Origin of the sequence: Pectobacterium sp. IFB5596 (assembly GCF_021432585.1) — a bacterium.
GTDB lineage: Bacteria > Pseudomonadota > Gammaproteobacteria > Enterobacterales > Enterobacteriaceae > Pectobacterium > Pectobacterium punjabense.
In genome coordinates this window covers 165,501-187,813 of sequence record NZ_LXFY01000031.1, presented here as the reverse complement: position 1 = coordinate 187,813, position 22,313 = coordinate 165,501, and the positions used below count along the sequence as shown (strand labels likewise).

Below are 22,313 nucleotides of genomic sequence, written 5' to 3'. Positions count from 1 at the left end.
ATATTTTCACGTTGGTACTGCTGAAGATTTTTGAAAATATCCCGCAGGTAATTTGGATAAGGAGGATGATCATAGCGGTTTATTTTGTACATCCTCTTTTTTATTGTGGTTATTAATCGTTTGTTATGAATTATCACAGAGTCTGAAATATGAACATAAAGCGAATGATGGGAGCGGGGCTGCTGGTGCTATCTGCCGTTAGCGTAGCCAATGCGGAAGAAGTGGGATCGGTCGATACGGTCTTTAAACTACTTGGGCCGGATCATAAGATCGTGGTGGAAGCGTTTGATGATCCTGATGTATCAAACGTGACCTGCTACATTAGCCGGGCCAAAACAGGCGGAATCAAGGGAGGGTTAGGACTGGCGGAAGACACGTCGGATGCGGCAATTTCCTGCCAGCAGGTTGGGCCGATTGATCTGTCCGATAAGATCAAAAACGGTGGCAACCGCGGGTCCGTCGTATTCCAAAAACGAACGTCGTTGGTTTTCAAAAAATTGCAGGTCGTTCGGTTCTACGATCAGAAACGCAATTCTCTGATCTATCTTGCTTACTCTGATCGACTGGTTGATGGTTCGCCAAAAAACGCGTTAAGCGCGGTGCCGGTGATGCCGTGGGGAAAGAGTGAATAAGGTGTGGTAAGAAGAGGAAAAACAGCCGGAACAGAGGCCTGCTCCGGCTGAGTAGGATTAATTATCCAGATCGCCGCAGAAGCGGTAACCTTCGCCGTGGATCGTCGCGATGATTTCCGGCGTATCTGCGGTTGATTCAAAGTGCTTGCGGATGCGGCGGATGGTGACGTCAACGGTACGGTCATGCGGTTTAAGCTCGCGACCGGTCATTTTCTTCAGCAGTTCTGCGCGAGACTGAATCTTGCCTGGGTTTTCGCAGAAGTGCAGCATCGCGCGGAATTCACTGCGTGGCAGCTTGTATTGCTCGCCAGCCGGGCTGATCAGAGAACGGCTATTGATATCCAGTTCCCAGCCGTTGAAACGGTAGCTTTCCACCAGACGACGTTCTTCAGTGCCACTGCCCAGATTCATGGTACGTGACAGCAGGTTACGTGCGCGGATCGTCAATTCACGTGGGTTGAATGGTTTGGTGATGTAATCATCCGCACCGATTTCCAGACCGAGAATCTTATCGACTTCATTGTCGCGGCCGGTAAGGAACATCAAGGCAACGGTGGCTTGCTCGCGCAATTCACGTGCCAGCAACAGGCCGTTCTTTCCTGGCAGGTTGATGTCCATGATCACCAGATTGATGTCGTTCTCGGACAAAATGTGGTGCATTTCTGCGCCATCAGTGGCTTCGTGAACAACGTATCCTTCCGCCTCAAAAATGCTTTTGAGGGTATTACGAGTTACTAGCTCGTCTTCAACAATAAGAATGTGCGGCGTCTGCATGTTTGCTACCTAAAATTGCCAACTTAAATTATAGAAATCGGAAGTACAGAAGTCGCTGTCATACCCTGCTGGCCCGCTGGCTACAACGCCAGTTATTCCGGGTATTTCCCTGGAGCTTATCGAGGTAGACTACGCTCTCGCTCAACGTCAGACTCAAGTACGTAAATGCGTTACTGGTGTTCATTCTCTACCCGCTTAGAGGTACTGCTAGCGGATGAGCGTGGCGCTAATTTAACTGCGCTCAAAGTGGCGCACAGTTTAACCTTATTAACAGCAACATAACAGTAAGCACAGATTTTGCCTGCTGATAAATCTACGGTTCTGTTGACATATATCAAATTTCATTTTAGCACGTTAACTATTTTGTGATAAACACTTATAGGATTGCCAGTTTACGTCACAATTTAGCACTTTTTATGAACGATTTAGCATAGCAAATGCCAATAATCATAATTGACGCTACACAGTCGTTGGTGTTTTTATAACTTATTGAAATAAAATAATTTACCTTGTTTTCCTTAGGGTTTTTATTCCCGCCCACTTTTTGGACATCCCGATGTTTCCTGCCACAGGCTGAGTTGATGCCAGAAACTCTGTTGGTTTATTGTTAATTTTCTACCTGTCGCGAGTGATAGCTCGTTATCGAGGAGCGGTGATCAATCAATCGTTACCAATGATGCTATCGATTACAAGACCGTGTTATTGACCTGCTGGCGCAAATAGTGTCAGAGCGTTCTAACCCATACTGGGGAGTCTATGCAGTTTCATATTATTTTGGTTGAGCCCGCTCGGGCTGAGAACGTAGGGGCGGCGGCCCGTGCGATGAAGACGATGGGATTCAGCAGTTTACGTATTGTCGGCAGTACGGCACACCAAGAGCCTGCGGCACGCTCGGTGGCACATGGTTCGGGAGAGATTCTGGATAACGTACAGGTCTTTTCCACGCTGGCCGATGCACTGGCAGATGTTGATTTTACGGTTGCGACTACCGCGCGCAGTCGGGCTAAATTTCGCTATTACTGCACGCCAGCCGAACTGACAGACCTATTGCAGGAAAAGATCCAATGGATGGCGTCTGCGGCGTTGGTGTTTGGCCGGGAAGATACGGGCCTAACGAATGAAGAGCTCGAGCTGGCGGATGTATTAACTGGCGTGCCAATGAAAGCGGACTATCCTTCGCTGAATCTTGGTCAGGCCGTGATGGTGTTTTGTTACCAACTGGCCGCACTCATGCAGGTCAAACCGGATGCTGTGCAGCCAGCGGCGGCGGGACAATTGTCGGCGTTACACGATCGTTTGGATCGGCTACTGGTCAATTTGGCGGTTGAGGACGATGAAAAACTACGGGACTGGCTGCATCAGCGGCTGGGTCGTTTAGAGCAACGCGATACGGCGATGCTCCATCGGTTGCTACACGATATTGAAAAAAGGTTGCCGAAATAAGATAGCAAGAATGACTTTCCTGGCAGGCGAACATATTGAAACGCGTATTTTTGCAATGGTTTGTCTGGCGTATTTCTGTTTCAGTAGTGGGTTTAGCGGTAGGCGTTTTTCATTCGACGAGAAGAAAAAAAAGAAATCCGTTGACTTCAAAGGGCGATTGGCCTAACTAATAGGGCAGATAACTCTACTTTTAATGAGATTCGATTTTAGCATGCGCACTATCAGCCTGATCACCACGATTATTACCATCACCGATACAACCAGTAACGGTGCGGGCTGACGCATACCAAGATTCCAGAAAAAGCCCGCACCGAACAGTGCGGGCTTTTTTTTTATGGCAGGTTATCCCTCAACGCCGTTTGTAAGCGGCATATAAAAAACGCTTCCGGCGTTTGGTTGGCAGAAATTCAGGAGAACAGATAAAAATGCGAGTGTTGAAATTTGGCGGGACTTCAGTAGCGAATGCGGAACGCTTTGCCCGCGTTGCTGACATTATCGAAAACAACGCGCGCCAGGGACAGGTGGCTACCGTATTATCCGCGCCGGCGAAAATTACCAACCATCTGGTTGCCATGATTGAGAAAACCGTCGCCGGACAAGATATCCTGCCGCATTTAAATGACGCCGAAACGATCTTTTCTTCTCTGCTGCAAGGTCTCGCCGCATCCCAACCTGGCTTTGAACACGCCCGTCTAAAGGCATTTGTGGATCAGGAATTTGCACAGCTGAAACACGTTCTGCACGGTATCGCTCTGCTGGGGCAATGTCCTGACAGCGTGAATGCTGCGATTATCTGTCGGGGGGAAAAACTGTCTATCGCCATTATGGAAGCGGTCTTTCAGGCACGCGGCTACGGCGTTTCCGTCATCAATCCCGTCGAGAAACTGCTGGCGCAGGGACACTATCTCGAATCTACCGTGGACATTACTGAATCAACTCGCCGTATCGCCGAAAGTGCCATTCCGAAAGATCATGTGATCCTGATGGCGGGCTTCACTGCCGGTAACGATAAAGGCGAACTGGTGGTGCTGGGCCGCAACGGTTCAGACTATTCAGCTGCGGTGCTGGCCGCGTGTTTGCGTGCTGACTGTTGTGAGATCTGGACCGATGTAGACGGCGTGTATACCTGCGATCCGCGTCAGGTGCCGGACGCTCGATTATTGAAATCGATGTCCTATCAGGAGGCAATGGAGCTGTCCTATTTCGGCGCTAAAGTCCTCCACCCCCGCACCATCGCTCCGATTGCCCAGTTCCAGATTCCCTGCCTCATCAAAAACACCGAAAATCCTCAGGCTCCCGGTACGCTCATCGGCATGGACAGCACGGATACCCAGTATCCGGTGAAAGGCATTACCAACCTGAACAACATGGCGATGATCAACGTATCTGGCCCCGGCATGAAAGGCATGGTCGGCATGGCCGCACGTGTGTTTGCCGCGATGTCACGTGCGGGTATCTCGGTCGTGCTGATCACGCAGTCCTCTTCTGAATACAGCATTAGCTTCTGTGTATCGCAAAACGAGTTGGCGCGCGCCAGAAAAACGCTGGAAGACGAATTCTATCTGGAACTGAAAGAAGGTGTGCTGGAGCCGCTGGATGTGATGGAACGTTTGGCCATCCTCTCTGTGGTGGGCGATGGTATGCGCACGCTGCGCGGCCTGTCTGCCCGCCTGTTCTCGGCACTGGCGACGGCAAACATCAATATCGTGGCTATCGCACAGGGATCATCCGAGCGCTCCATCTCCGTTGTCGTGAATAACGATGTCGCTACCACCGGGGTTCGCGTTGCTCACCAAATGTTGTTTAACACCGATCAGGTGATCGACGTATTTGTTATCGGCGTCGGCGGCGTGGGTGGTGCATTGCTGGAGCAGATCCACCGCCAACAGCCGTGGCTGAAAGACAAACATATCGACCTGCGTGTCTGTGGGATCGCTAACTCCAAGGCTATGTTGACCAACATTAACGGCATTTCGATGGACAACTGGCGTGAAGAGCTAGAGAAAGCCCGTGAGCCGTTCAATTTGGGCCGTCTGATTCGTCTGGTTAAAGAATATCACCTGCTGAACCCCGTCATTGTCGACTGTACGTCGAATCAGGCGGTGGCCGATCAGTATGTAGATTTTCTGGCCGATGGTTTCCACGTGGTGACGCCAAACAAGAAAGCCAATACCGGGTCGATGAACTATTATCACCAACTGCGTAGCGCTGCGGCGAAATCCCGTCGTCGGTTCCTGTATGACACCAACGTCGGTGCGGGGCTACCCGTCATTGAGAATCTGCAAAATTTGCTGAATGCGGGTGATGAACTGATTCGCTTTACCGGTATTCTCTCTGGCTCGCTGTCCTTTATTTTCGGTAAACTCGATGAAGGCATGTCGCTGTCGGCTGCGACCACGCAGGCGAAAGAAAAAGGCTATACCGAACCCGATCCACGTGACGATCTGTCTGGTATGGACGTAGCGCGTAAATTGCTGATTCTGGCTCGTGAAGCGGGTTGTCAGTTGGAATTGGGCGATATTGAGGTGGAATCCGTCCTGCCTGCCAGCTTCGATGCTGCCGGCGATGTCGCCAGTTTTATGCAACGCCTGCCGGCGGTAGACGATGAGTTTGCCAGCCGTGTTGCACAAGCGCGTGATGAAGGTAAAGTGTTGCGCTATGTTGGCGTGATTGAAGAAGGCCGCTGTAAGGTCAAGATCAGCGCCGTTGGCGGCAACGATCCACTGTTTAAAGTCAAAGATGGTGAGAATGCGCTGGCATTCTACAGCCGCTATTATCAGCCACTGCCGCTCGTGTTGCGCGGTTATGGCGCGGGTAACGATGTTACCGCTGCTGGTGTGTTCGCCGATCTGCTGCGCACCTTGTCATGGAAGTTGGGAGCATAATTATGGTTAAGGTGTATGCACCTGCATCAATCGGTAACGTCAGCGTTGGATTTGATGTGCTGGGTGCGGCCGTTTCGCCGGTAGACGGTTCACTGCTGGGGGATTGCGTCTCTGTTGAAGCCGCCGATCTGTTCAGCCTGCGTAATGAAGGGCGTTTTGTTAGCAAACTGCCGGACAATCCGAAAGAAAACATTGTGTATCAATGTTGGGAACTGTTCTGTCAGGAAATTGGCAAAACCGTGCCAGTAGCGATGACGCTCGAAAAGAACATGCCGATTGGTTCGGGGCTCGGTTCCAGCGCCTGTTCCGTGGTCGCCGGGCTGATGGCGATGAACGAATTTTGCGGCAAACCGCTGGATGATACCCGTCTGCTGACGCTGATGGGCGAGCTGGAAGGGCGCATTTCCGGCAGCGTTCACTACGATAACGTTGCCCCGTGTTTCCTCGGTGGTGTCCAACTGATGCTGGAAGAAAACGGCATTATCAGCCAGCCTGTGCCGTCGTTCGATGATTGGCTGTGGGTCATGGCGTATCCGGGGATTAAAGTCTCTACCGCTGAAGCGCGCGCGATTCTGCCTGCGCAATATCGTCGTCAGGATTGCATTAGCCACGGCCGTTATCTGGCTGGCTTTATCCACGCTTGCCATACCGGACAGGCTGCGCTGGCGGCGAAACTGATGAAGGATGTCATCGCGGAACCTTATCGTACGAAACTGCTGCCTGGATTTGCGGCAGCTCGCCAGGCTGCTGAAGATATCGGGGCGCTGGCCTGCGGTATTTCCGGTTCTGGTCCAACGTTATTCTCCGTCTGCAACGACATGGCGAGCGCACAGCGCTTAGCCGACTGGCTGCGGGATAACTATTTGCAGAACGATGAAGGTTTTGTTCATATTTGCCGTCTTGATACGACTGGCGCACGACAACTGGGATAACGCATGAAACTGTACAACCTTAAAGATCATAACGAGCAGGTCAGTTTTGCTCAGGCTATCAAGCAGGGGCTGGGCAGCCAGCAGGGGCTGTTCTTCCCGCTGGAGCTGCCGGAATTTGAGCGCACCGAAATCGATGCACTGCTGGATCTGGATTTCGTTACTCGCAGCAGCCGTATTCTGTCTGCGTACATTGGCGATGAGATCGCGGCTGAAACCGTGTTCGAGCGCGTAAAAGCTGCCTTTGCGTTCCCGGCACCCGTTGCGCCAGTTGCGGAAGACATTGCTGCGCTGGAGCTGTTCCACGGCCCGACGCTGGCCTTTAAAGACTTCGGCGGCCGCTTTATGGCGCAAATGCTGACGGAAGTCTCTGGCGACGAGAAAATTACCATTCTGACGGCGACCTCTGGCGACACCGGTGCCGCTGTGGCGCACGCCTTTTACGGTCTGGAAAATGTCCGCGTTGTGATTTTGTATCCGCAGGGCAAGATCAGCCCATTGCAGGAAAAACTGTTCTGTACGCTGGGTGGTAATATTCACACCATCGCTATCGACAGCGATTTCGATGCCTGTCAGGCGTTGGTGAAAAAAGCGTTTGATGATGAAGAACTGAAAAAGGCGATTGGCCTGAATTCAGCGAACTCCATCAACATCAGCCGTCTGCTGGCGCAAATTTGCTACTACTTTGAAGCCGTTGCACAACTGCCGCAGGAAGCGCGTAACCAGTTGGTCGTTTCTGTACCGAGTGGTAACTTCGGCGATCTGACCGCTGGTCTGCTGGCGAAATCTCTGGGGCTGCCGATTAAGCGCTTCATCGCGGCGACGAACGCCAATGATACCGTGCCGCGCTTCCTGAGCAATGGTAACTGGGAACCGCATAAAACGGTGGCAACGTTATCCAACGCGATGGACGTAAGCCAGCCGAACAACTGGCCGCGCGTGGAAGAACTGTTCCGTCGTAAGAACTGGCAGTTGAAAACGCTGGGCTTTGGTGCGGTGAGCGATGAGACCACGAAAGAAACCATGCATGAGCTGGATGCGTTAGGCTATCTCTCTGAGCCGCACGCGGCGATTGCTTACCGTCTGCTGCGCGATCAGCTGCAAGCCGGTGAGTTTGGCCTGTTCCTGGGTACGGCGCACCCAGCGAAATTCAAGGAAAGCGTAGAAGACATTCTTGGCAAAGAACTGGATCTGCCAGAAGCGCTCGCTGAGCGTGCCGATCTGGATCTGCTGTCGCACAACTTCCCGGATGATTTCGCGAAGCTGCGTGAGTTCCTGATGTCTCTGCCGAAATAAGGTTGCTGACGAACCTATTCGCTAAGCGGAAACGGTAGTAACGGAATAGAAGAGTAAAGCGTTTGCGCCATGGATGGCGCAATCCGAGCGTACATGGATGTATTTACAGCGTCTTTACGATCTATCCGTTACTACCGCTCGATGACCTTTGTCAGCAATTTCGTCTTCTCTTCTTTACCTATCGTACTACCTTGTTTACTGTTCGTGGCGCTTGAACACCAGCTCGTTAGCCGAAGAGTCCGCAGCTTCGAAGAAGTAACCTTCCAGATTAAACGCTTTCAACTGTTCCGGTTGAGTCAGACGGTTTTGAATAATGAAACGACTCATCAGGCCTCGCGCTTTCTTAGCGTAGAAGCTGATCACCTTGAATTTACCATTTTTCTCATCCAAAAAGACGGGCTTGATCAAACGAGCATTGAGCTTTTTCGGTTTAACGGCTTTGAAATACTCATCCGATGCCAGATTAATCAGTACGTCGTCGCCTTGATCGCGTAGCGCCTGATTCAGCTTTTCTGTAATGGTATCGCCCCAGAAGCTGTAGAGATCTTTACCGGTTTTATTTTCCAGTTTGGTGCCCATTTCCAGCCGATACGGCTGCATCAAATCCAGTGGGCGCAACACGCCGTAGAGACCTGACAGCATACGCAAATGCTGCTGGGCGAAATCAAAGTCATCTTCGCTGAAATCCTCTGCGGCTAATCCGGTGTAGACGTCGCCCTTAAATGCTAACAGCGCCTGACGCGCATTCTCCGGCGTGAAATCTGGGTGCCACTCGTTAAAGCGACCCGCGTTCAGGTCAGCCAATTTATCGCTGATGCTCATCAGTGAGGCGATCTGCGCTGGCGTCAGCTTTTTACACACGTTAATTAACTGGCTGGAATAGTTCAGGAGTTCCGGCTGGGTGTAACGCGTTGTTGCCAACGGACTGGTGTAGTCGAGCGTTTTTGCGGGTGAAATAGTAATAAGCATGCGCCATGTCCTGTCGGTCTGATTTTTGATGCGCCTACTATAGCAAGAACCTGATAAGAAAACGGCGATGGCTACAATAGCTTCATCTTTTAAGAAATAGCTTCATCTTTTAAGACGCTTCATTTTCCCGGTGCGATGATTTTAGCGTGGTCAGAGGTGAGGCTGTGTGGAGAGGATTAACAGTCGGCTTGCACGGTAAAACGCGCGTGTTATTATCAGATTTCGGCGCAAAACAGATGGCCACCTGATTACATAACAAGTCGATTCATATACGAGCTATTTTCATTCACGAGCACCACGTATAAACAACGAGACATGCCAACATGACGGATAAACTGACTTCCCTACGCCAATTGACCACAGTTGTCGCTGATACCGGTGATATTGCGGCAATGAAACTGTACCAACCGCAAGACGCGACCACCAACCCTTCACTGATTTTGAACGCGGCGCAGATTCCTGAATACCGTAAGCTAATCGACGAGGCTATTGCTTGGGCGCGCGAGCAGAGCAGCGATCGTAAACAGCAGGTCGTGGATGCCACGGATAAACTGGCGGTCAACATTGGTCTCGAAATTTTAAAATTGATCCCCGGCCGTATCTCTACTGAAGTCGATGCGCGTTTGTCTTATGACACCGAGGCTAGCGTGGCGAAAGCTAAGCACCTGATCAAACTGTACAACGACGCAGGCATCAGCAACGAGCGTATCCTGATTAAGTTGGCCTCAACCTGGCAGGGCATCCGCGCGGCGGAGCAACTGGAAAAAGAAGGCATCAACTGTAACCTGACGCTGCTGTTCTCCTTTGCACAGGCGCGTGCTTGTGCCGAAGCGGGCGTGTTCCTGATTTCACCGTTTGTTGGCCGTATTCTGGATTGGTACAAAGCCAATGGCGACAAGAAAGACTTCGCACCGCATGAAGATCCGGGCGTGGTTTCTGTTAGCGAAATCTATGATTACTACAAAGAGCACGGCTATGAAACCGTCGTGATGGGCGCGAGCTTCCGTAATGTCGGTGAGATTCTGGAACTGGCCGGGTGTGACCGCCTGACGATTGCACCAGCCCTGCTGAAAGAACTGTCAGAAAGCGAAGGTGAAGTGGTTCGCAAGCTGTCTTATGTCGGTGAGGTGAAAGTTCGTCCAGCGAAAATGACAGAAGCTGAGTTCTACTGGCAGCACAACCAAGACCCAATGGCGATTGATAAACTGGCCGACGGTATTCGTAAGTTTGCGATTGACCAGGAAAAACTGGAAAAAATGATTGCAGATTTACTGTAAGCATTGTGCAAATAAAAATAGCCGGGAAATCCCGGCTATTTTTTTGTCTGCGGTTCGTTGCTGAGGGAGGCGAAACCTATCTCGCCGTCGCGTTACGCGTTTTCTTCGCGATATAAAGATTGTCATCGGCGCGTTTCATGACCTCGCTTAAATCTTCCTCTGCGGTGTGGTATTCAACCAGTCCGATGCTCACCGTAAGCCTGATTTTTCCTGCGGTTGTATCACAAGGTGTGTCGCTAATACGCTCTCTGGCTCGATCGACGATCGTGTAAGCATCATCCAATCCGGTATTCGGTATTCGGTAAAACAATAGCGAATTCATCGCCGCCAATACGGCCAAAAATATCTTCGCGGCGAAATGATTTCTTGAATGTGTCGGCAATGAATCTCAATGCGTCATCGCCGACGCTATGGCCGAAGCTGTCATTCACCCGTTTAAAATGGTCGATATCGATCAGCATGACGCTAACGGGCCGCTTGGTCAGATTGGCGATACTAAAGGCTTTATTCGTTGCCAGAAAGAACGCATCTCGCCGTAAATAGCCAGTCAGATCGTCGTATCTGGCAATGATCGGCAGTTCTATCAGGTATTTTTTTGCCAGAAGTGACAGCAGGCTGCCTAAAATAGCGAAAAGCACTACGCTACCAACAATAATAAGGGTCGATGATAGAGAAAACAGCGTCTGGATAAATGATGGTTGTGGTTTTTCCGACGTTGTTCTTATCCAAATGCCCAGTAGTTCATCGGTGGGAGACAGTATAGGGAAAATAACTGTCAGCGTGTCTTTACCTGCATAGTCACCGATAGACGGCAATTTATTTTGGCAGGTTCGGATCACGGCCATATCGTTGAAAGTGAGATCGGAAGAAGAAAGCTTGTTTATGCATTCACTACGTGAATTTCGAGTGTTAAAGGCTACTGTTCTGGTTCGTGAAGATAAATAAGTGCCGGATTGCCGGGTCATATCGCTTTCTGTTACTTCACCGCTGTTGCTGTAGGAACCATAGGTTTTGATTGCGGTATCGAGATTGGTGCGTTCTGCTTTCCAAGTCGATTTGTTGGCTTCATGCATAATAACGATGGTGAAGATAAAAGAAATCGCCCCGAACAGGAAAAATGCGTATGTCGGATGGGCAAAAAGTTTAAGTATCTTATACTTAAGGTCGTTCATGGCGACTTCCTTGATAAGGCTTTTTTACTTATTGTGATACTAAAGAAGTGCTTTAATTTTATCATATGATTTGATTTTTCGTGATGTTCTGTCATGGCGGATATCATCCTTTTTCTCTTTAATATATCGGCCTATTTCCTTGGCTCTTAATGGGTAAGCGATTTTTTTATTCGCCTGCGATTTTTTAATTTTAATTTCTTGGCGGTATTATTAATTTAAGTAATTTCATGGTTTTTTGAGACGACAATTAATAACCATTATCAAGTGCTGTATCACGCAGCGTGCGAAATGACGGGTGTGATAGGAATTTTTTTATAAGCGCTAATTCTTTGATAAAAGCGTTCACTATCCTGATAAAATTTATTTTTTGTTTAAATTGAGGTGCTTATGAACGTACTACGTATTGGTTTGGTCTCCGTATCCGATCGCGCTTCCAGCGGAATTTATCAGGATAAAGGTATCCCAGAATTGGAATCCTGGCTCCGCACTGCCCTGACGACGCCTTTTGACGTGGAAACTCGGCTAGTGCCGGATGAACAGTCGATGATTGAACAAACGCTGTGTGAGCTGGTGGATGAACGCGGCTGCCATTTGGTGTTAACGACGGGAGGCACGGGGCCTGCACGTCGTGATGTCACGCCGGATGCCACGCTGGCCGTTGCCGATCGAGAAATGCCTGGATTTGGCGAGCAAATGCGGCAGATCAGCCTGCGTTTCGTGCCTACCGCGATCCTCTCTCGTCAGGTGGGCGTGCTGCGTAAACAGGCGCTGATTCTCAATTTACCAGGGCAACCTAAGGCGATTAAGGAAACGTTGGAAGGTTTAAAAGATGCCGATGGCAAGGTGATTGTGGCCGGTATTTTTGCCAGCGTACCGTATTGTATCCAACTGCTGGAAGGCCCTTATATTGAAACCAGTGTGGATGTAGTAGCAGCTTTTCGCCCTAAAAATGCGGTGCGCGAAATAAAAGACTGAAGTTAGGCGATTTGAAACATAAGATTCAGCTTTGCTGGTGTATAAAATTTTTGCCGCTATAGTAATTTCTACTTTACACACTGCGGTGACGTCTTTTTCACTCTGGCAATGCACGGTAATTTATGACTCAGAATCAACACGTCCATCCTCGTCGGCTGAATCGGCAGGACTATAAAACGCTGTCTCTGGCTGCGCTGGGTGGCGCGCTAGAGTTTTATGATTTTATTATTTTCGTCTTTTTTGCTGCGGTTATTGGCGATCTCTTCTTCCCGCCAGATATTCCAGAATGGCTGCGGCAGGTACAGACGTTCGGTATCTTTGCTGCTGGCTATCTGGCTCGCCCGCTTGGGGGCATCATCATGGCTCACTTTGGCGATAAGAGTGGGCGTAAGAAAATGTTCAGCCTGAGCATATTATTGATGGCGTTACCAACGCTGGCAATGGGTCTGCTACCGACCTATGAAGCCATTGGTATTGCGGCTCCGCTGTTACTGCTGTTCATGCGCGTGCTGCAAGGTGCGGCAATTGGTGGTGAAGTTCCCGGCGCATGGGTCTTCGTTGCAGAGCATGTGCCTCGTGCTCGCATTGGATTTGCCTGCGGTACGTTGACCGCCGGGTTGACGATGGGGATTCTGCTGGGTTCGCTGATCGCAACGCTCTTGAATACGGTGCTCACGCCAGAGCAGATGTCGGGTGGTGGTTGGCGGCTGCCGTTTTTCATCGGCGGGGTATTTGGCCTTGTGGCGATGTATCTGCGTCGCTGGTTACAAGAAACGCCCATTTTTATGGAAATGCAGGCGCAGAAAAAGCTGGCGGAAGAGCTGCCGCTGAAATCGGTTGTCTTAAATCATAAACGTGCGGTTGTGGTGTCAATGCTGCTGACCTGGCTGCTGTCTGCGTGTATCGTCGTCGTTATTCTGATGGCACCAACCTATCTGCAAAAAGTCCACGGTATATCGGCCGCGCTGGCATTGCAGGCGAACTGTCTGGCAACGATTGCGCTGATGGTGGGCTGCGTCGGAGCAGGGCTGTTGGTTGATCGTTTCGGTGCCAGCAGGTTGTTCATTGTGGGTAGCCTGCTGTTAGCCGTGTGTAGCTGGTTCTTTTATAGTTCGGCGGCAAGCAGTACAACATTGCTCTTTGTCAGCTATGCGATTGTAGGGCTCAGTGTTGGCATCGTGGGTGGGGTGCCTTATGTCATGGTGCGGGCATTTCCCGCTGCGGTCCGATTCTCAGGACTTTCTTTTTCCTACAACGTGTCCTATGCCATTTTTGGTGGCCTGACGCCCGTCTTTGTCACGCTGATCATGAAGGCGACACCGATGGCTCCGGCATTCTATGTCTTGACGCTGGCTGCGGTAGGATTACTGCTAGGCGTTTATTTGCAACGCGATTTGGATGCTGATTCGCGTTCTTCGGAAGATAGCGACGCGGGCGATCGGTCACCTGTCAACGTTTAAACCCACGTTATCAAACAAGCTCTTCATCAAAAACAAACGAGCCCTGTCAGGTTGACAGGGCTCGTTGCTATTTAACGCGGGCTAGTGCTTATAAACAGCGTCTATCGCGTCGGTATTTATGCTGCGCCAGAACTCAGTGAGACGCACCACGAGCACCAATTGGCAGTACGGTGCGGCCAAACTTCTCGTTCAGCACTTCAGCCATTGCCAGATAAATGGCGCTAGCGCCACAGATGATACCTTCGTAACCCGCGAAGGTTAGCAGTGCGTGGTTGCCAGTAAAGTTACCTACGGCCAGTAGAGCAAACAGCACGGTCAGGCTACCGAATACAAATTGCAGGGCACGGTTGGTGCCGAATGTACCGAAGAACATAAACAGCGTGAAGACGCCCCACAGACCCAGGAATACCCCAAGGAACTGAGCATCGCTGGCTTCCGCCAGACCCATTTTCGGCAGGACGAGAATGGCAACCAGCGTCAGCCAGAACGCGCCATAAGACGTAAACGCTGTCACGCCAAACGTATTACCTTTTTTATATTCCAACAGGCCAGCCAGAATCTGGGCAATACCGCCGTAGAAGATACCCATGCTGAGAATGATTGAAGAAAGTGGGAAAAAGCCTGCGTTGTGCAGGTTCAACAGAATAGTGGTCATCCCGAAGCCCATCAGTCCTAATGGACCAGGATTTGCCAACGTGTTCGTGCTCATAAATCCTCTGCAATAACAGATTATTAATAGTCCCTTCGCGTCGGGCGCGGCATTCAGGTTAGCGAATGCGCCAATCACGTTGGGATAGGTGTCGTTTAGGTGTTATTGCCCGCCATTGTGTAGGGATATGTCCCCATTTTTGCGACGAGCGCGGCATCATATCGGGCGTTTGGAATGGACACAACATCGGGAAGGCAGAATAGTTTGATCGTAAGAGGGATAAAGGCCATTTTTTTTCATCTTCCCCCCTTGATGATAGAAATGTTGGCCCCATCTTATTTCCAACCGAAACAGTTTGACCTGCCGCAAAGGCGTGTGTCGGGCCGTTACATCGGTGGTTAGCATGAAAATGAAACGTGTGCTGCTGATGAAAAACGAGGGTGTGTCGCTATAAAACGAGAAATCTTGTTGAAAAACGACATTTCGCCCGCACAGTAGGTAGTAGGTTTAACCACCACACCGAATATGACTTTTTAGTGGAGATGTTTAGATGGGTAAGATTATTGGTATCGACCTGGGTACAACCAACTCTTGTGTCGCGATTATTGACGGTACTCAGGTAAAAGTACTGGAAAATAGCGAAGGCGATCGCACCACGCCTTCAATCATTGCTTATACGCAAGACGGTGAAACTTTGGTTGGCCAACCGGCTAAACGTCAGGCAGTGACCAACCCGAAAAATACCCTGTTTGCTATCAAGCGTCTGATTGGTCGTCGTTTTAAAGACGAAGAAGTTCAGCGCGATGCCAACATCATGCCGTACAAAATCATCGCGGCGGATAATGGCGATGCATGGCTGGAAGTGAAAGATCAGAAAATGGCTCCGCCGCAGATTTCAGCTGAAGTGCTGAAAAAAATGAAGAAAACGGCGGAAGATTATCTGGGTGAGACGATCTCCGAAGCGGTTATCACCGTACCGGCTTACTTCAACGATGCACAGCGTCAGGCAACCAAAGATGCTGGTCGTATCGCGGGTCTGGAAGTCAAACGTATCATTAACGAACCAACCGCGGCAGCGCTGGCGTATGGTCTGGATAAAGAAGTTGGCAACCGTACTATCGCGGTTTACGACTTGGGCGGCGGTACGTTCGATATTTCCATCATCGAAATCGACGAAGTTGATGGCGAAAAAACCTTTGAAGTGCTGGCGACCAACGGTGATACCCACCTGGGTGGTGAAGACTTCGATAGCCGCATGATTAACTATCTGGTTGACGAATTTAAGAAAGAGCAAGGTTTCGACCTGCGTAACGATCCACTGGCGATGCAGCGTCTGAAAGAAGCAGCAGAAAAAGCCAAGATTGAGCTGTCTTCTGCACAGCAGACCGACGTTAACCTGCCGTACATCACGGCTGACGCGACCGGTCCTAAGCACCTGAACATCAAAGTGACTCGTGCGAAACTGGAATCTCTGGTCGAAGAACTGGTGAACCGTTCTCTTGAGCCGCTGAAAGTCGCATTGCAGGATGCTGGCCTGTCTGTTTCTGAAATTCAGGACGTGATTCTGGTTGGTGGTCAGACGCGTATGCCTCTGGTACAGAAGAAAGTCGCTGACTTCTTCGGTAAAGAGCCACGTAAAGACGTGAACCCGGACGAAGCGGTTGCCATCGGTGCTGCGGTTCAGGGCGGTGTGTTGTCTGGTGACGTGAAAGACGTTCTGCTGCTGGACGTAAGCCCGCTGTCTCTGGGTATCGAAACCATGGGCGGCGTGATGACGGCGCTGATTGCTAAGAACACCACGATCCCGACGAAACACAGTCAGGTGTTCTCGACGGCGGAAGACAACCAGTCTGCGGTAACGATTCACGTTCTGCAGGGTGAGCGTAAGCGCGCGCACGACAACAAATCTCTGGGTCAGTTTAATCTGGATGGTATTCAGGCTGCACCGCGCGGTATGCCGCAGATCGAAGTCACTTTCGACATCGATGCTGACGGTATCCTGCACGTTTCTGCGAAAGACAAAAACAGCGGTCGCGAGCAGAAGATCACCATCAAGGCATCTTCTGGTCTGAATGAAGAAGAAATTCAGAAAATGGTACGCGATGCAGAAGCGAATGCTGAAGCTGACCGTAAGTTTGAAGAGCTGGTTCAGGCACGTAACCAGGGCGATCACCTGCTGCACAGCACGCGTAAGCAGCTGGAAGAAGTGGGCGATAAACTGGCCGCTGATGACAAAACTGCCATTGACGACGCACTGAAAGCGCTGGAAAGCGCGCTGAAAGGCGAAGACAAAGCAGAAATCGAAGCGAAGATTCAGGCACTGGTTCAGGTTTCCGGCAAACTGCTGGAAGCATCTCAGCCACAGCCTGGTGCTGAAGGTGCCGCTGATGATGCCTCTGCTCGTCGCGACGACGATGTCGTTGATGCTGAGTTTGAAGAAGTAAAAGACAAAAAGTAATCGCCCTTGAGCGGGCGCAGTAGCAGCCACAAGGCTATTGCTGGCAATCAGCACGGGCGTCGAGGAAACTCTGCGCCCGTGCACGCATGTTGAGGGGCAGGAAAAGAAATGGCGAAGCAAGATTATTACGAAAGCCTGGGCGTTGCTAAAAGCGCGGATGAGCGCGAAATAAAGAAAGCGTACAAGCGTCTGGCGATGAAGTACCACCCGGATCGTAATCCTGGTGATAGCGAGGCAGAAGCCAAGTTTAAAGAGATCAAAGAAGCCTACGAGATCCTTATCGATTCGCAAAAACGCGCAGCTTACGATCAGTACGGTCACGCGGCGTTTGAGCAGGGCGGTATGGGTGGAGGCGGCGGTGGCTTTGGCGGCGGCGGTGCTGATTTTGGTGATATTTTTGGCGACGTGTTCGGAGACATCTTTGGCGGTGGCCGTCGTCAGCGCGCAAGCCGTGGCTCCGATTTACGCTACAACATGGAGTTGACGCTGGAAGAAGCGGTACGTGGCGTCACCAAAGAGATCCGTATTCCTGCGCTGGAAGAGTGTGATGTGTGCCACGGCAACGGTGCGAAGCCGGGTAGCTCGCCGGTCACCTGTCCAACCTGTCATGGTAACGGTCAGGTACAGATGCGCCAGGGGTTCTTTACCGTGCAGCAGGCGTGTCCGCACTGTCATGGTCGCGGTAAGATCATTAAAGATCCGTGCGTCAAATGTCACGGCCATGGTCGCGTAGAGAAGAGCAAAACGCTGTCGGTGAAAATTCCGGCGGGTGTGGACACGGGCGACCGTATCCGCTTATCTGGCGAGGGTGAAGCAGGCGAGCACGGCGCACCGTCAGGCGATTTGTACGTTCAGGTTCAGGTTAAAGCGCATCCGATCTTCCAGCGTGAAGAAAACAACCTGTACTGCGAAGTGCCGATCAACTTTGCAATGGCAGCATTAGGCGGCGAGATTGAAGTCCCGACGCTGGATGGCCGCGTGAAGCTGAAAGTGCCTGCGGAAACGCAAACCGGAAAACTGTTCCGTATGCGCGGCAAAGGTGTGAAATCGGTTCGCGGCGGTGCACAGGGCGATCTGCTGTGCCGCGTGGTTGTGGAAACGCCAGTTAATCTGAACGAGCGGCAGAGACAATTGCTGCAAGAGCTCGATGAGAGTTTCGGTGGCCCGTCTGGCGAAAGAAACAGTCCACGCTCGAAAAACTTTTTCGACGGCGTGAAGAAGTTTTTCGACGATTTGACCCGTTAATCGCTTTTCGTTAGCGCGTGGCAGAAAAACCGGTGGGGTAAGCCCGCCGGTTTTTTTATGACCGTATCCTCGTCTGTCACTCTGCGGCCGTTGCTGCGCAACGTTGTTTATGCTTTTTTCTCAATACCCTCAATTCAATAGATCGTTTTTTTCGAGTGTTAAGCCAGTTTTAATCTACTTTTAACGAGTGATTGGATTGCGTAATCTTGCCTGCAATAAAGCGAACGTACGGTAGTGACGTTTGTGCCTGATGGGAGATTAAGTCAATGATAACAATGATTCGCCGCTTTATTCGCTTGGATGTGGCCGCTGGCGTGATGCTAATGGTGGTAACGGTGTTGGCGATCGTACTTGCTAATTGGTCTGTTACTGCTGTGGGCTATCAACAATTCCTGATGATGCCAGTAGAAATGCGGTTTGGCACACTGGAAATCAATAAGAACCTGCTGCTGTGGATTAATGATGGCTTGATGGCGATTTTTTTCCTGCTGATTGGTCTGGAAGTAAAACGCGAGTTAGTCGAAGGCACATTAGCCAGTCGTCAGCAGGCGATGTTGCCATTGGCTGCTGCGGTAGGTGGAATGGTTTTTCCCGCTTTGCTGTTTCTGCTTTTTAATGCGAATGATGAGATAACGCGCGCTGGCTGGGCGATTCCCGCTGCGACAGACATCGCGTTTGCCATTGGGGTACTGACACTATTGGGCAAACGCGTTCCAGCAGGGTTGAAAGTCTTCCTGCTGGCGCTGGCGATCATTGACGATCTGGGAGCGATCCTGATTATTGCTCTGTTTTATACGCAGCAGATTTTCTGGCCTGCTCTGGCGGGGGCGGTGTTGGCGATTGCTGTTCTGGCTTATATGAACCGACAGCAGGTTAGGAAGACGTCCGCCTATTTGCTGGTAGGGATAGTCTTATGGGTTTGCATTCTGAAATGTGGCGTTCATGCGACGCTGGCAGGAGTTATTGTCGGATTTTTTATTCCTCTGCGCACATCCGACGGGAAACCTTCTCCGGCAACCACGTTGGAACATGGCTTACAAGCGTGGGTCGCGTTTCTGATTATTCCGCTGTTTGCCTTCGCCAACGCAGGCATTGTTTTACATGGGGTTGTGTTGGAAAAACTGCTTTCCCCGTTGAGCCTCGGTATTGCGGCTGGGCTGCTGATCGGCAAACCACTGGGCATTACCTTGTTCAGTTGGCTAACCATTCGGCTGGGCTATGCGCGTCTGCCTGCTGGTGTGCTCTTTAACCAGATTGTGGCGGTCTCTATGCTGTGTGGTATCGGCTTTACTATGTCGATATTTATTACGCTACTGGCCTTCTCCGGCGGCGATGCGGAATTGATTACCTATGCCAAGCTGGGAATTCTGTTGGCATCGGGACTGGCAGCGCTGCTGGGTTATCTGGCATTACGCGGGGTGTTGCCAGCGCTGGACAAGGTGGTTCAGCCGTGTAAGGGTTGATGCGATGCGAGAGGCGTGAAGAGGGGGCGGGTGTGTCTCATTTGAATTTTAACCATCTCTATTATTTCTGGCAGGTTTATAAGTCTGGCTCCGTTGCCGGTGCGGCAGAAACGCTGTTTTTAACCCCGCAGACGATCACCGGGCAAATTAAATGTCTGGAAGAGCGTTTGCAGGGCAAACTTTTCAAGCGTAAAGGGCGAGGGCTGGAACCGACAGAGCTGGGGCAGCTCGTTTTTCGCTATGCGGATAGCATGTTCCAGCTCAGCCAGGAAATGTTGGATATTGTGAACTACCGCAAAGAATCGAATCTGCTATTCGACGTTGGCGTGGCCGATGCGTTGTCCAAACGGCTGGTAAGCAGGGTGCTGGAAACAGTCGTAACGGAACAGGAACATATTCATTTGCGTTGTTTTGAGTCGACGCATGAGATGCTGTTGGAGCAGTTGAGTCAGCATAAGCTGGATATGATTCTGTCGGATTGTCCGGTGGATTCGACGCAGCAGGAAGGGCTGTTTTCACTCAAGTTAGGTGAATGTGGTGTGAGCTTTTATTGTAAGCGCCCACAGCCTGAGCACGCTTTCCCTGCCTGTCTTGAACAACGTAAATTACTGATTCCAGGACGTAGAACCATGCTGGGACGCAAGCTATTGAATTGGTTTACGGCGCAGAATATTCAGGCGGATATTTTGGGCGAGTTTGATGATGCGGCGCTGATGACGGCGTTTGGCATTAATAACGATGCAATTTTCGTTGCGCCGTCGCTGTATGCCAATGAAATCTACCAGCAGGGGGATATCGTCGAGATTGGTAGGATCGAGAACATCCAGGACGAGTATTATGCGATTTTTGCGGCCAGAATGATCCAGCACCCCGCAGTACAGCGTGTCTGTAACGCGGATTTCGCTGCGCTTTTCCGCGATAGAACAGCAAGTCTATAACGGGACGATGCATAAGCACTTGTCGTACAACAGATACAAAAAAACCGGCCTAAGCCGGTTTTTTTAGCAACTACACGCAGATGCGTGATTATTGCATGGCGTTGATGCGCGCAACCAGATTGGATTTATGACGTGCAGCTTTGTTCTTGTGAATCAGACCTTTACCAGCCTGGCGATCCACGATCGGTTGCATGTCATTAAACGCTTTCTGTGCCACTTCTTTATCGCCAGTAGCGATCGCCGCGTATACTTTCTTGATGAAAGTACGCATCATTGAGCGACGGCTTGCGTTATGCTTACGGCGCTTCTCAGATTGTACGGCGCGTTTCTTAGCTGATTTGATATTAGCCAAGGTCCAACTCCCAAATATATTCAATCGAGGACAATTCAAAGGCCGTGGAATATGCTCGTTTAGCCTTCGTTTGTCAATGGATTTGTGCAAATAAGCGTCGTTTGTACGTCGACACTTGTTACGTTGTGATGGCGCAGGATTTTAGCAGCTTCACGCGGTGGAATACAGCCTTTCGCATCATAATTTCATCTTGAATTTGATAAAGCCCTGTCTGCTCTCGGTAAAGTCGGATTGGATGGGACATCCGCTACCTGGATATTCTGCATATGCGCCTCATTCATCGATGATTCAGCTAAAAAACGTACAAATACTGGCACGATTTATAGGGTGGCTGCAAAAGGCGCGAATCGCGGGTTAACCTTACTCGCTGTACAAGGTATAATCCGCCGATTTCCATAATTTTAACCCTTTGTTCTGGGCCAGCCATGCAGCTAATTCGCGGTATACACAATCTTCGGGCACACCATTACGGCTGTGTGCTCACTATTGGTAATTTTGACGGCGTGCACCTCGGACACCAAATGCTGCTTGAACGACTGAAGCAGGAAGGTCGCACTCGTGGGTTGCCGGTGATGGTCATGATTTTTGAACCGCAGCCGCTGGAACTTTTTGCTACGGACAAAGCCCCCGCACGCCTGACGCGTCTGCGTGACAAGGTGAAGTATCTGGCGCAGGCTGGCGTGGACTATCTGCTGTGCGTCAAATTTGATGCGTATTTTGCCGCCAATGATGCTCAAACATTCGTCTCTTCTCTGTTGGTGAAGAAACTCGGCGTGAAGTTTCTGGTTGTGGGCGATGACTTCCGCTTCGGGGCTGGTCGTCAGGGTGATTTCCTGTTATTACAGAAGGCTGGGCGTGAGTCGGGGTTTGATGTCATCAGCACCAATTCGTTCTGCAATGGTGGCAAACGTGTCAGCAGCACGGCAGTACGTGAAGCGCTCAGTCGTGATGAGCTTGAACTGGCAGAAAGCCTGTTGGGTCACCCTTACTGCATTTCCGGGCGCGTAGAACATGGTAAAGAGCTGGGCAGAACCATTGGGTTCCCGACTGCCAACCTGCCGTTGAAACGTCAGGTTTCCCCTGTCAGCGGGGTCTATGCCGTCAGCGTTTATGGTCTGGGTGAAGAACCTCTGCCGGGCGTCGCCAATATTGGTACACGTCCGACCGTAAATGGTGATAAACGCCAGCAGCTTGAAGTGCATTTGCTGGACGTGACGATGAACCTCTATGGTCGTCATATTGAAGTCGTACTGCGTAAAAAGATCCGTAATGAACAGCGTTTTGCTTCGCTCGATGCGTTAAAACAGCAAATCGCCGATGATGTGGTGACCGCCCGGACGTTCTTCGGGTTAAAGACACCGGTTTAATTTTTCTAGCCGAAACGAAATCGAGAATC

20 protein-coding genes and 1 other annotated feature are annotated in these 22,313 nt (G+C 50.7%); of the genes, 14 read left to right on the top strand and 6 right to left on the bottom strand.

Annotation, left to right across the window (positions count from 1 at the left end):
- Positions 1 to 149 precede the first annotated feature (149 nt).
- Complete coding sequence (gene creA / locus A6301_RS19755; RefSeq protein ID WP_107169214.1) at positions 150 to 632, top strand: protein CreA; 483 nt, start codon at positions 150 to 152, stop codon at positions 630 to 632.
- A 57-nt stretch (positions 633 to 689) separates the two neighbouring features.
- Here the strand turns inward: creA and arcA are convergent, their stop codons facing one another.
- On the bottom strand, positions 690 to 1,406 hold the full coding sequence (arcA, locus tag A6301_RS19750) for a two-component system response regulator ArcA (protein WP_005973184.1): 717 nt from the start codon (positions 1,404 to 1,406) through the stop codon (positions 690 to 692).
- Positions 1,407 to 2,162: 756 nt separating this feature from the next.
- On the opposite strand from arcA, the gene A6301_RS19745 reads away from it, so the two are divergent.
- From A6301_RS19745 to thrC, 5 genes are all read left to right on the top strand, one after another.
- Positions 2,163 to 2,849, top strand: coding sequence for a tRNA/rRNA methyltransferase (locus A6301_RS19745; RefSeq protein ID WP_234258548.1), 687 nt, complete (start codon positions 2,163 to 2,165; stop codon positions 2,847 to 2,849).
- A 193-nt stretch (positions 2,850 to 3,042) separates the two neighbouring features.
- Positions 3,043 to 3,129, top strand: a complete 87-nt coding sequence (thrL, locus tag A6301_RS22520) for a thr operon leader peptide (protein ID WP_071531141.1) — start codon at positions 3,043 to 3,045, stop codon at positions 3,127 to 3,129.
- Positions 3,068 to 3,183 (top strand) — a sequence feature (Thr leader region). Its footprint overlaps the gene before it by 62 nt.
- Before the next feature lie 91 nt (positions 3,184 to 3,274).
- Positions 3,275 to 5,734 (top strand): bifunctional aspartate kinase/homoserine dehydrogenase I, encoded by a 2,460-nt coding sequence (gene thrA, locus A6301_RS19740; protein WP_234258547.1) that lies wholly within the window; start codon positions 3,275 to 3,277, stop codon positions 5,732 to 5,734.
- A gap of 2 nt (positions 5,735 to 5,736) precedes the next feature.
- Complete coding sequence (gene thrB / locus A6301_RS19735; protein ID WP_010300501.1) at positions 5,737 to 6,666, top strand: homoserine kinase; 930 nt, start codon at positions 5,737 to 5,739, stop codon at positions 6,664 to 6,666.
- Positions 6,667 to 6,669: 3 nt separating this feature from the next.
- A complete protein-coding gene (thrC, locus tag A6301_RS19730) occupies positions 6,670 to 7,959 on the top strand; it encodes a threonine synthase (protein WP_234258546.1) in 1,290 nt (429 codons plus the stop codon).
- 195 nt (positions 7,960 to 8,154) lie between these two features.
- Here thrC and yaaA read toward each other — a convergent pair whose 3' ends face one another.
- Positions 8,155 to 8,928: a peroxide stress protein YaaA gene (gene yaaA / locus A6301_RS19725; protein ID WP_234258545.1), complete on the bottom strand. Its 774-nt coding sequence runs from the start codon at positions 8,926 to 8,928 to the stop codon at positions 8,155 to 8,157.
- 323 nt (positions 8,929 to 9,251) lie between these two features.
- Here yaaA and tal point away from each other — a divergent pair, with 323 nt between their 5' ends.
- Positions 9,252 to 10,205, top strand: a complete 954-nt coding sequence (gene tal, locus A6301_RS19720; RefSeq protein WP_107169209.1) for a transaldolase — start codon at positions 9,252 to 9,254, stop codon at positions 10,203 to 10,205.
- Between the two features lie 76 nt (positions 10,206 to 10,281).
- Here tal and A6301_RS22430 read toward each other — a convergent pair whose 3' ends face one another.
- Positions 10,282 to 10,515, bottom strand: coding sequence for a diguanylate cyclase (locus tag A6301_RS22430; protein ID WP_255764910.1), 234 nt, complete (start codon positions 10,513 to 10,515; stop codon positions 10,282 to 10,284).
- Positions 10,481 to 11,377 (bottom strand): GGDEF domain-containing protein, encoded by an 897-nt coding sequence (locus tag A6301_RS22425; RefSeq protein ID WP_255764908.1) that lies wholly within the window; start codon positions 11,375 to 11,377, stop codon positions 10,481 to 10,483. Before A6301_RS22425 ends, A6301_RS22430 begins: the two co-directional genes overlap by 35 nt.
- Positions 11,378 to 11,764: 387 nt before the next feature.
- Between A6301_RS22425 and mog the strand changes: the two genes are divergently transcribed.
- A complete protein-coding gene (gene mog, locus A6301_RS19710) occupies positions 11,765 to 12,352 on the top strand; it encodes a molybdopterin adenylyltransferase (RefSeq protein WP_234258544.1) in 588 nt (195 codons plus the stop codon).
- Positions 12,353 to 12,474: 122 nt separating this feature from the next.
- Entirely contained in the window at positions 12,475 to 13,812 is a 1,338-nt protein-coding gene (locus A6301_RS19705) for an MFS transporter (protein WP_215483176.1), read from the top strand.
- Between the two features lie 133 nt (positions 13,813 to 13,945).
- On the opposite strand, the gene satP is transcribed toward A6301_RS19705, so the two are convergent.
- The gene (gene satP / locus A6301_RS19700; RefSeq protein ID WP_005973207.1) at positions 13,946 to 14,521 is read right to left on the bottom strand and encodes an acetate uptake transporter; all 576 of its coding nucleotides are present in this window, start codon (positions 14,519 to 14,521) and stop codon (positions 13,946 to 13,948) included.
- 490 nt (positions 14,522 to 15,011) lie between these two features.
- Between satP and dnaK the strand changes: the two genes are divergently transcribed.
- From dnaK to nhaR, 4 genes are all read left to right on the top strand, one after another.
- Positions 15,012 to 16,919: a molecular chaperone DnaK gene (gene dnaK, locus A6301_RS19695; protein ID WP_129706846.1), complete on the top strand. Its 1,908-nt coding sequence runs from the start codon at positions 15,012 to 15,014 to the stop codon at positions 16,917 to 16,919.
- 108 nt (positions 16,920 to 17,027) lie between these two features.
- Positions 17,028 to 18,164: a molecular chaperone DnaJ gene (dnaJ, locus tag A6301_RS19690; protein ID WP_014701502.1), complete on the top strand. Its 1,137-nt coding sequence runs from the start codon at positions 17,028 to 17,030 to the stop codon at positions 18,162 to 18,164.
- A 266-nt stretch (positions 18,165 to 18,430) separates the two neighbouring features.
- A complete protein-coding gene (nhaA, locus tag A6301_RS19685) occupies positions 18,431 to 19,627 on the top strand; it encodes a Na+/H+ antiporter NhaA (RefSeq protein ID WP_234258543.1) in 1,197 nt (398 codons plus the stop codon).
- A gap of 32 nt (positions 19,628 to 19,659) precedes the next feature.
- Positions 19,660 to 20,565 carry a transcriptional activator NhaR gene (nhaR, locus tag A6301_RS19680; protein WP_234258542.1) on the top strand — a complete coding sequence of 302 codons (906 nt, stop codon included), beginning with the start codon at positions 19,660 to 19,662 and terminating at the stop codon, positions 20,563 to 20,565.
- Between the two features lie 88 nt (positions 20,566 to 20,653).
- On the opposite strand, the gene rpsT is transcribed toward nhaR, so the two are convergent.
- Positions 20,654 to 20,917, bottom strand: coding sequence for a 30S ribosomal protein S20 (gene rpsT / locus A6301_RS19675; RefSeq protein WP_005973217.1), 264 nt, complete (start codon positions 20,915 to 20,917; stop codon positions 20,654 to 20,656).
- Between the two features lie 425 nt (positions 20,918 to 21,342).
- Between rpsT and ribF the strand changes: the two genes are divergently transcribed.
- Positions 21,343 to 22,284, top strand: a complete 942-nt coding sequence (gene ribF, locus A6301_RS19670) for a bifunctional riboflavin kinase/FAD synthetase (protein WP_234258541.1) — start codon at positions 21,343 to 21,345, stop codon at positions 22,282 to 22,284.
- The last annotated feature ends 29 nt before the right edge of the window (positions 22,285 to 22,313 follow it).